Raw genomic sequence first — 14,789 nt, forward strand, 5'->3', positions numbered from 1 at the left:
GATGACGCTCTGCCGTTCTTTTATCAGTTCATCATCTTCTTCTCAAAACGGTTGATGTCAGCATCGGAACCGATAATAATCAGGATATCTTCCTGTTCGATTTCCATATCGGCCTGCGGGGAAACGATGATGTCTTCCCCCCTTTTGATGGCCACGATGTTGATGCCGTAACGGGCACGAATATCTAAGCCAATTAAGGTATAGCCAGCGAGCTTATGGTTTGCTTTGATTTCCATGATGGAATGTTCATCGGATAGCTCCAAGTAATCCAGTACATTATTGGAGAGGATGTTATGGGCAATCCGGATTCCCATATCACGTTCCGGATGGACCACTTTGTCTGCGCCGATTTTGTTCAATACTTTAGCATGGTAATCGTTTTGCGCTTTTACCGTAATTTTCTTCACGCCGATTTCCTTCAGCATCAGAGTCGTTAGAATACTGGCTTGAATATTTTCACCGATTGCTACAATCACATGCTCGAAATTCCGGATGCCCAGCGATTTTAATACGGCTTCATCTGTCGTATCTGCAACAACAGCCTGAGTCGCAATCGCGGAAAATTCATCCACCCGTTCCGAATCTTTGTCGATCGCCATCACGTCCGCATCCTGTTCAATCAATTCACGTACAATGCTGCCGCCAAAACGGCCCAGTCCAATGACTACAAATTCCTTTTTCATATCCATCCTCCAACTAGTTCAAGTGGCTTTATTTTACCATATATAGCTCGAACTAAAAATCTTATCCATCAAGAACTGCTACAAGAAAAAAACCCCGCTTATCGGCGGGGATCCAATGGGCGTTTCGGCCGGTTTTCACAATACTCGCAGCTGATGTCTGTGCAGGGTTCTTCCCGCCATTCATTGCAGCTGGCGCAATAACTTGCGTCAAATTCATCGTCAAAAGTAAGTGCCGACAAGCAACTATGGCAATACGTATGGACATCCATCCAGTTGATGAAGCGCTTGTCTGCCACAAGGTACAAACCTTGCTGGTCCTGTTTATAATTCATAATCGAAGGTTTTTGAATGACCCGATTTTTGGGGTCGAGAAAGAAATTCATTTTGCCGTTCACATTGATCACTCCTAGAGTTTTGGTCGAGCTGTAAAAACTGGTCTTGCTCAGGTCAGCAGCAAACCGCTTCCCCCCTTTATGTATACATAAAGGCATGTCTTCCATTGTTATAGGTACATTTTTTATAATCGTTCATTTTTAGGTTTTCATCAGTTAGATTCCGGTTAGAGACATCATTATTAATTTCACACTTTCTCTATGATAGTAAATACTGCCGGTAAATTGCAATAGATAACAATCCCTTATTGAAAATAATTTTTAACTTGAAAAATATCAGTCGTCTCGTATAATGAATATATGCTATTAGTAAACTAAAAGTATATTTTAACTAAACTTTCTGTAAGTATTATTTAATGATGAAGCGAGGAGAATTCTGATGGACATCGGAACAAAAATCAAACGCCTCCGATTAATGAATGGTTTGACTCAGGAAGAGCTCGGAAAACGGACGGACCTGAGCAAAGGTTTTATTTCCCAGCTGGAGCGGAACATGAATTCCCCTTCTATTGAAACATTTTTCAGTTTACTCGAAGTGTTGGGGACTACCCCTAAAGAGTTTTTCGCTGATGAACACGACGTTAAAGTCGTATACTCCACCGCTGACCATACGGCACATATCGATGAAGAAGCGGGATATGAAGTGGAATGGCTCATCCCCACATCGAATGAGAAGGAAATGGAACCCGTCTTTTTGACCTTCCAGGCAAATGGCCACTTTAAAAAGTTTGAACCGTCTTCTGCTGAAACCTTCATCTACGTTCTGGAAGGAAAGGTCCTGCTCAGAATCGGAGACCATCAATACACCGCTGTCGCCGGTGACTCCATTTACTTTGAAGCTTCCAATCATCATCAACTGATCAATGATTTTGACGGAATATCCGAAGTGATCGTCGTTGCCACTCAATCTTATTTATAATTCAGGAGGGATCTTTATGACTGAAACATCTATTATACGCTTCGAAAATGTCACTCAGACATACGAAGGGGCCGGCAATGTCTTGGACAACGTCAGCTTTGAACTTGAAAAAGGAAAGTTTTATACATTGCTTGGCCCGTCAGGCTGTGGGAAAACAACCATTCTGCGTTTGATTGCCGGTTTTGCTACACCGACCAATGGCAATATTTATATTGAAGGCAAAAAAATGAACACCGTACCTGCCAATCAGCGCCAGGTCAACACTGTGTTTCAGGATTATGCTCTATTTCCTCATTTGAATGTATTTGAAAACATTGCGTTCGGCTTGCGCATCAAGAAAGTCAAAGGCCCTGAAGTTGAACGCCGTGTGCGGGAATCTTTGGCTTTCGTCAATCTGCAAGGTTATGAGAAACGTGAAATTGCAGAAATGTCCGGGGGCCAACGCCAACGCGTCGCCATCGCCCGGGCCATCGTCAATGATCCGGAGGTTATCCTGCTCGATGAGCCTTTATCTGCTTTGGACTTGAAACTGCGGACCGAGATGCAGTATGAACTGCGTGAACTTCAGCAGCGCCTTGGGAAAACTTTTGTTTTTGTTACTCACGACCAGGAAGAAGCACTGGCCATGTCTGATGAAATTTTTGTCATGAATGCTGGCCAAATCCAGCAAAGCGGCACTCCGATGGACATTTATGACGAACCGATCAACCGCTTCGTCGCTGATTTTATCGGAGAATCGAATATCGTCAGCGGTGAGATGATTGCCGATTACCAGGTTCGTTTTGCGAATAAGGATTTTGAATGCGTGGATGCGGGACTGAATCCTAATGAACAGGTGGAAATCGTCATCCGTCCTGAAGATCTGGAAATCACAGCAAACGGTGCCGGCAAAATGGCGGTGACCGTCGATACCCAATTATTCAGAGGGGTCCATTTTGAAATCTCCACCATCGACGAAGTCGGCAATGAATGGCTTGTCCATTCCACGAAAAAAGTGGAGGTCGGTTCACAGATCGGCTTGGACTTCTCACCAGAGGCAATTCATGTCATGCGTTTGAACGAGTCGGAAGAAGCGTTTGATGCAAGACTGGAGTCCTACGGAGCGGCAGTCAATGAAAGATAACCCATCGCGTCCGTTATACCTCGCCCCTTATTATATTTGGATCGCTTTATTCGTCATCGCACCGATTGCGTTGATTTTCTATTTTTCATTTTTAGATTTGACCGGAGCTTTCACGCTGGAGAATTATCAGAATTTCTTTTCCTCCGTTTACTTGCGGATGACTTTGAGTTCTTTCTGGTATGCTTTCCTGATCACATTGATCACCATTCTGATTGCCTATCCGACAGCCTACTGGCTGACCAAGACAAAGCATAAGCAGCTATGGTTATTGCTGATCATCATTCCATCATGGATCAATTTATTGTTGAAAGCCTATGCCTTTATCGGGATCTTCGGATTATACGGGCCCGCCAACAAGTTTCTTCAGACGCTGGGTGCCGGCCCATTGCAGATTCTGTTCACCGATTTCAGCTTTATCTTTGTTTCAGTTTATATTTTCATTCCGTTTATGGTGCTGCCGATTTTCAATTCGCTGGATAAAATCAACCCCGCGTTGATCGACGCATCACGCGATCTGGGCGCTTCGTCTTTCACCACCTTCAGGCGCATCATTTTTCCTTTGGCCATCAACGGTGTTAAATCTGGCGTCCAGGCTGTTTTCATCCCTGCCCTGTCACTCTTTGTCATCACCCGTCTGATTGCCGGAAACAAGGTCATTACTCTTGGAACAGCAATCGAGCAGCAATTTTTAGTGACACAGAACTGGGGAATGGGTTCCACTATCGCCGTGTTCCTTATCTTATTCATGATCATCATCATGATGCTGACAGGCCAGAAAGAAAAAGGAGGCTTATATAATGGCAAAACTAAGTAACCCCGCAAAAATCTATTTGATACTCGTCTTTGCCATTCTCTATACGCCGATTTTCTACCTGATCTTTTATTCGTTCAACAGCGGCGGTACCATGTCGAGTTTCGAAGGGTTTACATTGGAACATTACGGCGCCGTTTTTAATGATACCCGGCTGCTGATTATTTTGATGAATACAGTGATCATCGCATTGCTGTCTTCTCTCATTTCAACAGCTATCGGAGTTCTTGGTGCAATTGGCATCGTCTTTTTGCGGAACCGTAAAACGCGCAATGCCGTTCTGTCATTGAACACGATTCTGATCGTCAGTCCAGATGTCATTATCGGAGCTTCATTTCTAATCCTATTCACCATGATCGGCGTCAAGCTCGGTTTTGCATCTGTGCTGATTTCACACATTGCATTCAGCATTCCAATCGTGGTCATCATGGTCCTGCCGAAGCTGCAGGAAATGAGCGGTTCGCTGATCGATGCAGCAACCGACCTGGGGGCATCGAAACGGGATATTTTGACTCGTGTTATCATTCCGTATATCAAGCCCGGTATTTTCGCTGGATTCTTTCTTGCCCTCACCTATTCGCTGGATGATTTCGCAGTGACATTCTTTGTTACCGGCAATGGATTCTCGACTTTATCAATTGAAATCTACTCAATGGCACGGGCTGGAATCACCTTGACGATCAACGCCCTTTCCGCCTTAATATTCGTGGTAACACTTGGCCTAGTCCTTGGCTATTACTTCTTTACTCAACGGGCTGGACAATCCCCTGGAACAGGAGGCGCCAAAGTATGAAGGAAATCATCAGAGCCGCCAGTGCAATCCTTATCGTATCTGCTATTCTCTTATATGCCGTCAATGTTTTGGAAAAGAGTTCGGCGACAGTGGGCGGAGGCAGCATTTCCGTCTATAACTGGGGCGAATATATCGATCCCGAACTGATCGACCAATTCGAAGAAGAGACCAATATTTCCGTGGTCTATGAAACATTCGATTCCAATGAGTCGATGATGACAAAAATCGAGCAGGGCGGCACAACCTATGATGTGGCCATGCCATCAGAATACGCCATCGAAAAAATGAAAGAAAACGACTTGCTTCATCCGATTGACCACGAGCTTATCCCGAATCTCGAGAACATCGATCCGTATTTTCTCGATCTCCCTTTCGATCCGGGCAATGAATATTCGATTCCTTATTTCTGGGGTACGGTCGGCATTGCATTCAACCCGACCTTGCTGGAAGGCCAGACATTTGATAGCTGGGACGACTTATGGAATCCGTCACTTGAGCAGGAAGTCATCCTGGTCGACAGTGCGCGTGAAGTCATCGGTATGGGGCTGAACAGCCTCGGCTATTCATTGAATTCGACTGACCTTGGCGAATTACGTGAAGCCACCGATAAATTGAAAACTATGGGTCCCAACGTCAAAGCCATCATCGGTGACGAAATTGTCGAGATGATGCGCCGTGAGGAAGCCGCAGTGGCCGTAACCTGGTCCGGACAAGCGGCAGATATGATGTGGATCAATGAAGACATCGATTACTCAGTTCCGGAAGAAGGCTCAAATTTATGGTTTGATAATATGATCATTCCAAAAACAGCCGGCAACGTAGAAGGTGCCCATGCCTTCATCAACTTTATGTTGGACCCCGAAGTGGCTGCCCAAAATGCAGACTACGTCGGATATTCCACACCGAACGAAGAAGCGATTGCCCTGATGGATCCGGAAGTGACAGAAGATGAACGCTTCTATCCACCGGAAGAACTTCGGGAACGTCTGGAAGTTTATGAAAATCTGGGACTTGAAATGCTTGGAACTTACAATGAACTATTTTTAGAGTTTAAAATGGATATGGAAAACTGACAGGCAGAACTTTTGCCTGTTTTTTTTGTGGAAATTGGGGTATAGTATGTAGATTCTATAGACTAAAGTTTAGCCTTACGAAATAATGACGAAAGAAGGTCCCTCTATGGCCGTACGTTCAAATAAATTTGCACTCTATGTACTGATGTTCAATATGTTCATCGCTATGAGCGGCATCGGTTTGATCATTCCGATCATGCCTGCCTATTTAGATACATTCGGTGTTGCAGGCCAGGCGCTTGGCACATTAATCGCGACTTTTGCCTTGGCTCAATTCCTGTTCTCCCCATTATCCGGCCAACTTTCCGATAAATATGGCCGCAAGAAACTCATCATTTTCGGATTGATCGTCTTCGGACTATCCCAACTGGCATTCGGATTGGCTACGCATTTATGGATGCTTTATCTTGCCCGCTTCTTCAGTGGACTAGGCGCAGCATTCCTGATTCCTCCGATGATGGCATTTGTTGCGGATATCACGACATACGATGAACGCGGAAAAGGCATGGGGCTTCTTGGTGCCTCCATGTCTCTCGGTTTCATGATCGGACCCGGCATCGGAGGATTTCTGGCGGAAGTCAGCATTCAGTTTCCGTTTTACATCGCTACTGCCGTTGCGCTGATTGCAGCCTTCATTTCCTTCGTGGTGCTGCCGAACGTGGCACCTAAGATTCAGGCTGCCGATACAAAATCCGAAAACCTGCTCCAACAGCTGAAACGTTCCACTTATACCCCTTATTTTGTCATGTTGCTGGTCATGTTCATTTTCGCTTTCGGTTTAGCGAACTTCCAGTCTACGATCGCTTTATACGCGGATAAGAAATTCGGTTTTACTCCGAAGGAAATCGCCATTCTCATTACAGTCGGCGGATTTGTCGGCGTAGTTGTCCAAACGTTCGTTATCGACAAGCTCTTCAAACGCTTTGGCGAGATGAAGGTGATCTTGGTCAACCTGCTGGTGTCTGCAGGTGCTATGATCGGCATCCTTTTTGTCAGCTCTTTCTGGGCCATCCTCTTGGTGGCCGCAGTCTTCTTCACTGCCGCTTCCCTGCTCCGGCCGGCCATCAATACCTTGATCTCGAAGTTGGCGGGTGATGAACAGGGCTTTGCAGCTGGCATGAACAATGCCTATATGAGCCTGGGCAATATGATCGGACCTGCACTTGCCGGTATCTTGTTCGATATCAATATGAGCTATCCTTATATTCTAGGAACCGCTATTCTGATCACCTGCTTCTTCATCGCCAATACCTGGTCGATGCGGAAACAGCAGCTGTTGGCTACCAGCAGAAGCTGAGAAAAGCAAAAGCACCTGTTTATGCCCATAGGAACTGAGTGCTGGAGGCCTAGACACTTAATTAAGAGCAAAAACATTTTACTTTCTTAAATAATAAAAGCGAAAAAGAGTCAGTTCCTCTTTTTCGCTTTTATCAATTGGTCGATTGCCGCTGGAGAAGAATCCTCTTCTGTTGCGGCTTTTCTTTTTATCACAGTTTTTGGAAGTCCGAAACGCCGAAGCGTGATGTCTATGAAGAATAGGAACATCGCGGCAAACAGCAGATACAGCTGAATCGGACGAATGGTGCCGCTGGTGAAGGGGATATCACGGAAAGCGTCTTCCATGGCAGTCAGTACCTGTCCACCAGTCCGTTCAGCGAGCGCTGTCATCAACGGCATGTTCGCTTCTACAGTTTGGTATTCGTCGCCATACGGGATCGTCAGTCCCGTTTTATAGGCTGCTCCATTTTCATTGGTCACGCTGAAGAACACCAGACCTGGCTGCGCATCCATTTTCACATCCACTTTTCCAGGGGCAACCGGTTCTGTTTGCAGTGGAATTTCATTGCCCTGTTCATCAACGGCCGCAACCGTCAAAATCGCTGAGCTTTGTGTAGGATCTTCAACCGTATAAACGCCTTGTTCTTTACGCACCACTGAATAAGGGATTTCCTCAAAACTCGGCAATAGTTCCGCTACACTGCGGTTCCAAAAGTCAGGCCACCGTGGCCAATTTTGGAAGTCACCGCTCCAGGCACCGCTCCCTGATGTATAGGCGACCGTTTTGCCAAGGCCATAATTCCAGCTGGCGAGTACGGGGTCTCCCTCCTCGCTTTCCAGCGCAACTGATGTTGTGCGTTTTGCTGTCGTGGCAATATAGGCATTGAGCTGCGGAACGCCGTCTGTAAACAAATTGTTCCATTTGCTGTCATAGACAACGGGATAGAACGGTTCATCGACTATATAAGTCCGCGACATCATAATGGTTTCACGAGACAAGATGGCCGGAATCGTGGTGGCATCGATCACATCGTAAAAACGGCCGTTGCCGGTACCTGCCAATTGCTCCAGCAGATTCCGGTCAGCATCCTGGCCAATCGACACCGTCGATAACGTGATATTATTTTCCTTGCCATTTTCAATCAATGCATCGTAATCATTGGATGTGGCAGACTGGCCGTCCGTCAACAGGATGATATGCTTACGCTGCAGCTCCAAGTCTTCAAGTTCCATGTAAGCCTGCTGCAGGGACCGATAGATTTCGGTGCCGCCTCCTGGAGTAATCCCCAGAATCTTATCGACCGCTTCCTGCGGATCCGCGATTTTGGCAGTCGGCAAAATTTCCCATGGCTGATCGTCAAAAGCGATGACACCCAAGGTATCGTCCGGACGCAGCAGTTCAACGGAACGTGCAGCCGCTTCTTTTGCCAGTTCCATCTTCATGCCCATCATGCTGCCCGAACGGTCCATGACGATCATCAAACCGAGTGAAGGCAATTCATGCTTGCCTTTGACTTCCATTTCGACAGGCAACAGCCGTTCAATCGGCGTCTTAAAATAACCGCCCAGACCGAAGCTTTGATCACCGCCGACCATCATAAAGCCGACACCGAATTGCTGGACGGCCTGTTCGATGATGTTCATCTGTTGCTCTCCAACCGATGTACCGGAGACATTGTCAAAAATAATCGAATCGTAGCGAAGGATCGAAGACAGGCTGCTCGGCAATTGGGTTGAAGACAACTCAGTAACCCGTAAGTTGCCGGTATCCAATAGAGCAGGTATCGGACTCGGTTCTCCCCCGTTGATCACCAGAACTTCCGGATTTCCGGAAACTTCTGTGATACTGACCAATGTATTGTTTTCGAGAAATGCATCTTCTGCTGTCTCCAAACGCACTTCGTACTTCAAAAGGCCTTCCGAGTTCGCAGGATATGAATAAGTGAAGATATTCTGCCCTTCTGCCAATTCGATATCTTTCGTATCCAAATCCAAATCATTGACTGAGAAAATCAGCCTTGCTTGTGCTTCTGTATCTGAATCGACCGTTACAGTAAAGGATTGAGTTTCACCTAAAAATGCGCGTGATGGCGTTTCGAAACGGCTGATGGCCATATCATTTTCCATAGTTTGCTCGATTGGCCATACATCCACTTGCAGCCGGTCGGACTGGAGCCGGTTCAAACTTTCAATTGCTGAGGAGTGGGTTTCATTGCCATCGGTGAGAATCACCAGCCGTGTTGCAAGGTCGGTATCTCCACTGTTCGAAGCCAGTTCCAGTGCGCGGGCGATGTTGGTGTGGCCATTTTGGCCGATTGTCAGTTCCTGCGGCAGAGTTTCCGGCTCTGTCGTCATCGGAAGCAAGCTTTGAAAATCTTCGGCAAAGGTATAGACAGCAACCGATTGATGGTCTTTTTTAGCGTTTAAGGCATTTTCCACTGCAGTCGCCATCTCTGTTTCCATTCCTTCAAGAGAGGCAGAACGGTCCAGCAGGAAAATGACCTGTTCTTCTTTTACAGGAAGGAACAGTGAAGGCGCCGCTAGTGCGAAAATCAATAAAGCGACGACAGTGACTCGCAGGATATAGACGATTTTTGCAATTTTGGAGCTCACTGAAAAATTCCTGATACCGAACCAGCCAAAATAGATGACTGCAGGAATAAGCAATAACAGCCAGAGCGGTTCATCGAGTCGCAATTCCACGGCGGTACACCTCCCATTCCACAGCAACCAGCAGCAGGATCAGTGCAATGATAATTGGGACAAACGAAAAACGGACGGTGTCCTGAGAAACTTCTGCCTGCCCTATTGCATAGCTGGAGCCCACTGAAAGCACTTTCTCTTCTCCCGGCAGCCGGACAATCATGGACATCGTCTCATCTTCACCGATCACTTCATAGATTCCTGGATCTGAAGGTGCGATAAATGGACCGCTTCCTTCTATATACGAATGGCTGTAAGAGCCATCTTTGAAAATCTCCCATTCACCACTCTTAGAAGCCAAAGACACGGATCGATGTTCATTCGGTTGAAAAAAACCGAGAAATGCCGCATCACCCGATAAGCTGTCCATGGCACTCCATAGAAATAGTGGAAATGAAGGAAAAAGAGGCCAGTCAGTCAATTGAATATCCGTCAGCACGGCGATGTCCCCTTTTGGAGAGATTTGAATAAAAGGATGGCCATCAATCGAAGCGATGGTTTCATATCCCTCAAAAGGCGGATACAGCTGTGAAACATAGATTTCTTCCAAAGCAGCGTACGTGAAGAGGGGATGCGCCTGCGAATCAATTTGTCCCGATACGTCGAATGGCGTTTCATCATTGCGTCCGATCAATAAGACCGGTGCCGCTCCATCCAACAATCCGCTCTGATTCGTGACAAGCGGCAACTTCGAATCCGGCTGCAATTGCCCGGCTTCTGCCAAAAGAACATCCAATTCGAGCGAACGGAAACCGCTGGCAACCAATTCATGCAGGGCCGAGTCGACCAATATGGAGTTGGCCGGAGGAGCTAAATAACTGGCCATCGTATTGTCGGCTGTGTAGTCATCCTGAACTTCTACAGTTGCCTGCCATAGCTTGTCATTCGGCAAATCTTCGAAAGGGACAAGCAGCTCTTCGGAAGCTGCCAGTTCCACTTCCACTATTTTCTCCGTACTACCTGCTGACAAACGTATAACGGCCGGCATCGTTTCTTCGCTGTTATTGACCAGTTGGACAATCCCACGGACGCCGTCTTCTGTTTCTGACAGTCCGAACTGCTGAATCGACACATTGCGCAGCGTTTCAGTAAAACCATGCACCTGATAGCTTTGGCCAGTTTTACTGGCCAACACAGCACGATCCAATGCATCGGTGAAAATGTGGATGACCGTCGAGTCGCTGACCGAGAGAGTATCCGCAAACAAAATCGTCTGCTCCATTTCAGCCCTTTCATAGCTTACCGCTAATTCATCGATTGCTCCTTCGATCAACTCAAGGTCCTGCTCATTGCGGAGGAGCACTTCCGGACTGTTTCCGGTTGTGATGATTGTCACCGGTTTGCCCCCGGCTTGCGCTGCAAGATCCTTCATTTTCTGACGGTGCCCTTCAAAATGAGAAGGGGAACCGGCCAGCATCGTCGCTGAGGTATCCACTACAAAAATAAAATCATTGCCCGCAAGCGTTTCCGACTCGCTGAAAGGGCCAAGCAAGCCCAGTACGCAAAACAACAGCGCCGCCAATTGCAGATAGAACAATAAATGATGCTGCAGTTTTTTCAAATACGGCGAAGCCTGCAGTTCTTTCATCCGTTCTTGCCAAAACAAGGTCGACGATACCCGTTGATCTTTGTATTTTTTTCTGAAGAAATAGTAGAGGATCACGGCCAGCGGCATAATTGCTGTCCAGATCATTCCCCAATTCGATGCACCCATGCCGCTCCCCCTCATTTAATCCAATTTTTGCGCACCATCTGATGAAACAACACCTGCTCGATTCCATCTTCCACATGTACGGGCAAATAAGCGATACCGTAAGTTCGGCAAAGCGATTCCAAGCCTTTTGTGTGAAGCTCACTTTGCTTTTGATAAGCACGAAGTGCCTCTTCCGTAACCGTAACGTTCAACACTTCCAATGTTTCATCGTCGATAAAACGAAGATCCCCTTTGTAAGACGGCGACCTCTCTTCTTCTGTGCTGATGTGGATAAATCGGATATCATGCGCATAGGCCGGTACCTGCCGAAAGAATACGTGCCAGTCTTCCAACGGTTCCAAGCCATCCGAAACGATGAACAGGACTGTAGAATCTTTGGCAGCATGAAAGCTTGCCTGCTTTGCAAACGACCCGGTTTGCGGATCCGGCACCGAAGACATAAAATGTTCGAACAGCTTTCTGGCTGATTTCCCTTTTTTGCGAAAAGGGATGGTTTCTTTTTGTCCGCCTGTAACCGTTAAGCGGTCATCGCTTCCCAAGACCATCAGCCCAAGCGAAAATGCCAGTTGTTTAGCGAACAGCCACTTGTTGTCCATCGATTTCGAGCTGTCGATCAGGATATGGATGCGCATTTCCTGTTCATCCAGAAAGCGTTTGATATAGACGCGCTCCGTTCTGGCATAGACATTCCAGTCGATATGGCGTACATCGTCTCCTGGATGATATTCACGGAAATCAGAAAAATCCAAGGAACTGCCAAAACGCATCGATCGATGGGAGCCTTTGTGATGACCCCGGATTTTCGCTTTTGTTCCAATGGCGTAGCGGCTGAGACGTGAGCCCCAATCAGCGGGCAAATGCAACAAAGTCATTTCAAAACGCCTTTTCCAGCTGTGCTGAGCACCAGCTCAATCAGTTCGTCCGCTTCCTTACCGATCGCTTCCGCTTCGTAATTCAACAACAGGCGATGCCGCAACACCGGTTTTGCCACATGCTTCAAATCGCCGATGGATACATGATAGCGCCCTTCCATCAACGCCCGTGCCTTAGCAAGGCGTATCAGACTCTGCAACCCACGTGGTCCGCTTCCATACTGCACATACTGTCGGATAGCTTCATGCTCCGAGTGTTCGGGATGCGTATTTTGGATGATGTCGACAGCCACCAGTAGAATATCTTCTGCCATCAGAACTTCTTTGACCATCTCCTGCGCATCGACCAGACTGGTTGTATTCATTTTTTTGTTGAGTTTGATGATGCCTGCACCCGTCGTCCGGCGGCTGATTTCGGCTAACTCACTACGACTTGGATAAGAGACCAGTATTTTGCATAGAAAACGGTCCATCTGGGCTTCCGGCAAAGGATAGGTTCCTTCCATCTCTATCGGATTCTGGGTCGCTAAAACGAAAAATGGCTTTGCCATCTGTTTTGTGTCCCCAAGGATGGTCACTGTTTTTTCTCCCATCGCCTCCAGCAATGCGCTTTGGGTTTTAGGTGTCGCCCGGTTGATTTCATCGGCAAGCACCATTTGATGAAAGATTGGCCCTTCCCGGAAGGTAAATTGCTGGCGCCCTTCCGCATCACGTTCGATCAAGCTGGTTCCCGTAATATCAGAGGGCATCAAGTCAGGCGTAAACTGGATTCTTGAAAACGACAAATCGAGTACATCCGAAATGGTACGGATCAACATCGTCTTGCCAAGCCCGGGAAGCCCTTCAAGCAGCGCATGGCCATCCGCCAAAATAGCGTACAAAGAAAACTCGACTGCAGTTTCCTGTCCTACGATGAAGCGCCCAATTTCCTCTTTGACTTCTCTAAGCAATTGGCTCATTTCTGTAAATTGATCGGTAGTATATGTCATAAAACCCCTCTTTTCTATTTATCGGTTTCAATATCTGTAAAGTATCGCTCTACAATTGTCTGCAGATCAGGCGGCAATTGCAGACGGTCGGCACTTGAGAAATAAGAATCCGAATAGTCACCTACCAAATCGGCATAGGGCTGCACGGTTCCTTTAGTTGCGGAAACCGGCCCACGCTGCTCTCCAGCTGCTTGGCCTTCACTAACTTCTCCGCTGTCGACTGCTGTTTCACCTTCACCACCGATTCGGGATGGGGCGGTCAACAGCTCTCGGCTTCCTTGCCCTTTGCCGGCTCCTTGCCCTTGTCCCTGCCCTTGACCCTGCCCTTGTCCTTGACCCTGACCTTGTCCTTGTCCTTGTCCCTGTCCTTGGCCTTGTCCCTGCCCTTGTCCCTGCCCTTGTCCTTGGCCTTGTCCTTGGCCTTGGCCTTGACTATTTTCTGAACCATCCTCTGAACTTCCAGCTTCTTCTGCATCTGTTTTATCTGTATCACTTGACGCTTGTCCATTGGCACCGGAACTGTCTGCTTCACCTTCCGCACCTGAAGATTCACCATCAGCAGAACCGCTCGGAGTTTCTTGGCTGGATTGCTCACGGTTGGCAATGGTCTGCTGCAGCGGAAATGCCACAGGTTTCCCCATATTGCTTAAAGCCGTTTGCGTTTTCCCGGCTTGTTCGGCCAGTTGTTCCGAAGCTTTTTCAAGGTCTTTCGAAGTGGCTTCGGCATCCGAGTTGTTTTTTTCAGCCAGTTGCCGTTTTTTTAAATCCAGTTCTTTTTGTTTTTTAACGATGTCTTTCAAAACTGCTTCTGGATCTTCCTTTTCTTCAATCGTTTCTTTTAAGGCGTTCAATTCTTTTTTGGCTTCTTGCGTTTCTGCCCGTTTTTCCATTTCATCGACTTCTTTTTTGATGTCATCCACTAATTCCATCTCTTTTTCGGCATCATTTGCCTGATTCTGCAAAGTGCTTGGAAACACCAAAAGCACAAGCATCAAGGTGCCGCTGATCACCGCGCCGAACAGCCACTTAGGCCGCAGCCATGCTTTCCGTTCTTTCCGGAACAGCCGGTAACTGTAAGGGATGATTTGTGCAGTTTTATTGGTCAAGTCCTCTGCCAGGGTATTTTTCTCAACCAGCTTCCATACTGCCAATAGCTGATTATGGGGCGTAAAGCGGTCCAGCTCCTGTACCGCCTGTCCGGTTGTCGGCAAGTCTTTGATGGACAACAAAAGCCAGGACATTGCGGCTGCAACCCCTGCAGCATATGCATAAAATTCATAATAAGGAAGCATGAACAATCGCGATATCAATAACAAAGCCGTGGCTGAAACCAATCCTGCAAACAAAGCGAACTGAAAACTGCGGCTGAAATGAAGCATTTTCAACAGGCGTCCTGTTTTTCTGACATACCTGTTAATATCACGATTGTCCATGGAAAT

Annotated in this window: 13 protein-coding genes; 6 read left to right on the forward strand and 7 right to left on the reverse strand. The window is 47.1% G+C overall.

The genetic code is table 11. The annotated features are described in order from the left end of the window. Positions 1–23: 23 nt before the first annotated feature. Together Q0785_RS05175 and Q0785_RS05180 are read right to left on the reverse strand one after the other, a co-directional pair. Positions 24–683, reverse strand: a complete 660-nt coding sequence (locus tag Q0785_RS05175) for a TrkA family potassium uptake protein (protein ID WP_223633688.1) — start codon at positions 681–683, stop codon at positions 24–26. 98 nt (positions 684–781) lie between these two features. Continuing rightward, complete coding sequence (locus Q0785_RS05180) at positions 782–1,078, reverse strand: hypothetical protein (RefSeq protein WP_223633691.1); 297 nt, start codon at positions 1,076–1,078, stop codon at positions 782–784. Positions 1,079–1,454: 376 nt separating this feature from the next. Between Q0785_RS05180 and Q0785_RS05185 the strand changes: the two genes are divergently transcribed. The 6 genes from Q0785_RS05185 (at position 1,455) to Q0785_RS05210 (ending at position 7,091) form a co-directional block, all read left to right on the forward strand. Continuing rightward, positions 1,455–1,994 (forward strand): XRE family transcriptional regulator, encoded by a 540-nt coding sequence (locus Q0785_RS05185; protein ID WP_298826547.1) that lies wholly within the window; start codon positions 1,455–1,457, stop codon positions 1,992–1,994. A gap of 16 nt (positions 1,995–2,010) precedes the next feature. After that, complete coding sequence (locus tag Q0785_RS05190; RefSeq protein WP_298826549.1) at positions 2,011–3,117, forward strand: ABC transporter ATP-binding protein; 1,107 nt, start codon at positions 2,011–2,013, stop codon at positions 3,115–3,117. Continuing rightward, the gene (locus Q0785_RS05195) at positions 3,107–3,931 is read left to right on the forward strand and encodes an ABC transporter permease (RefSeq protein ID WP_298826552.1); all 825 of its coding nucleotides are present in this window, start codon (positions 3,107–3,109) and stop codon (positions 3,929–3,931) included. The genes Q0785_RS05190 and Q0785_RS05195 overlap by 11 nt, the downstream gene beginning before the upstream one ends. Then, positions 3,915–4,721 carry an ABC transporter permease gene (locus Q0785_RS05200; protein ID WP_298826555.1) on the forward strand — a complete coding sequence of 269 codons (807 nt, stop codon included), beginning with the start codon at positions 3,915–3,917 and terminating at the stop codon, positions 4,719–4,721. Before Q0785_RS05195 ends, Q0785_RS05200 begins: the two co-directional genes overlap by 17 nt. After that, entirely contained in the window at positions 4,718–5,794 is a 1,077-nt protein-coding gene (locus tag Q0785_RS05205) for an ABC transporter substrate-binding protein (RefSeq protein ID WP_298826558.1), read from the forward strand. Before Q0785_RS05200 ends, Q0785_RS05205 begins: the two co-directional genes overlap by 4 nt. A 106-nt stretch (positions 5,795–5,900) precedes the next feature. After that, entirely contained in the window at positions 5,901–7,091 is a 1,191-nt protein-coding gene (locus tag Q0785_RS05210; RefSeq protein WP_298826561.1) for an MFS transporter, read from the forward strand. Positions 7,092–7,201: 110 nt separating this feature from the next. Here the strand turns inward: Q0785_RS05210 and Q0785_RS05215 are convergent, their stop codons facing one another. From Q0785_RS05215 to Q0785_RS05235, 5 genes are read right to left on the reverse strand one after another with little or no spacing between them, the layout of a single operon-like run. Beyond that, positions 7,202–9,775, reverse strand: coding sequence for a VWA domain-containing protein (locus tag Q0785_RS05215; protein ID WP_298826564.1), 2,574 nt, complete (start codon positions 9,773–9,775; stop codon positions 7,202–7,204). Beyond that, positions 9,756–11,489, reverse strand: a complete 1,734-nt coding sequence (locus Q0785_RS05220; protein WP_298826567.1) for a BatA and WFA domain-containing protein — start codon at positions 11,487–11,489, stop codon at positions 9,756–9,758. Before Q0785_RS05220 ends, Q0785_RS05215 begins: the two co-directional genes overlap by 20 nt. Positions 11,490–11,500: 11 nt before the next feature. Next, a complete protein-coding gene (locus Q0785_RS05225; RefSeq protein WP_298826570.1) occupies positions 11,501–12,361 on the reverse strand; it encodes a DUF58 domain-containing protein in 861 nt (286 codons plus the stop codon). Next, positions 12,358–13,350, reverse strand: coding sequence for an AAA family ATPase (locus tag Q0785_RS05230; protein ID WP_298826576.1), 993 nt, complete (start codon positions 13,348–13,350; stop codon positions 12,358–12,360). Before Q0785_RS05230 ends, Q0785_RS05225 begins: the two co-directional genes overlap by 4 nt. 14 nt (positions 13,351–13,364) lie before the next feature. Further along, positions 13,365–14,783 (reverse strand): hypothetical protein, encoded by a 1,419-nt coding sequence (locus Q0785_RS05235; RefSeq protein WP_298826579.1) that lies wholly within the window; start codon positions 14,781–14,783, stop codon positions 13,365–13,367. Between the last annotated feature and the right edge of the window lie 6 nt (positions 14,784–14,789).

This window comes from uncultured Planococcus sp. (assembly GCF_947501725.1).
GTDB lineage: Bacteria > Bacillota > Bacilli > Bacillales_A > Planococcaceae > Planococcus > Planococcus donghaensis_C.

Excerpts from the sequence above, each read along its gene's own strand:
- Q0785_RS05175 (WP_223633688.1), bottom strand. The coding sequence starts at position 683 with ATGAAAAAGGAATTTGTAGTCATTGGACTGGGCCGTTTTGGCGGCAGC.
- Q0785_RS05185 (WP_298826547.1), top strand. The coding sequence starts at position 1,455 with ATGGACATCGGAACAAAAATCAAACGCCTCCGATTAATGAATGGTTTG.
- Q0785_RS05190 (WP_298826549.1), top strand. The coding sequence starts at position 2,011 with ATGACTGAAACATCTATTATACGCTTCGAAAATGTCACTCAGACATAC.
- Q0785_RS05195 (WP_298826552.1), top strand. The coding sequence starts at position 3,107 with ATGAAAGATAACCCATCGCGTCCGTTATACCTCGCCCCTTATTATATT.
- Q0785_RS05200 (WP_298826555.1), top strand. The coding sequence starts at position 3,915 with ATGGCAAAACTAAGTAACCCCGCAAAAATCTATTTGATACTCGTCTTT.
- Q0785_RS05205 (WP_298826558.1), top strand. The coding sequence starts at position 4,718 with ATGAAGGAAATCATCAGAGCCGCCAGTGCAATCCTTATCGTATCTGCT.
- Q0785_RS05210 (WP_298826561.1), top strand. The coding sequence starts at position 5,901 with ATGGCCGTACGTTCAAATAAATTTGCACTCTATGTACTGATGTTCAAT.
- Q0785_RS05220 (WP_298826567.1), bottom strand. The coding sequence starts at position 11,489 with ATGGGTGCATCGAATTGGGGAATGATCTGGACAGCAATTATGCCGCTG.
- Q0785_RS05225 (WP_298826570.1), bottom strand. The coding sequence starts at position 12,361 with ATGACTTTGTTGCATTTGCCCGCTGATTGGGGCTCACGTCTCAGCCGC.
- Q0785_RS05230 (WP_298826576.1), bottom strand. The coding sequence starts at position 13,350 with ATGACATATACTACCGATCAATTTACAGAAATGAGCCAATTGCTTAGA.
- Q0785_RS05235 (WP_298826579.1), bottom strand. The coding sequence starts at position 14,783 with ATGGACAATCGTGATATTAACAGGTATGTCAGAAAAACAGGACGCCTG.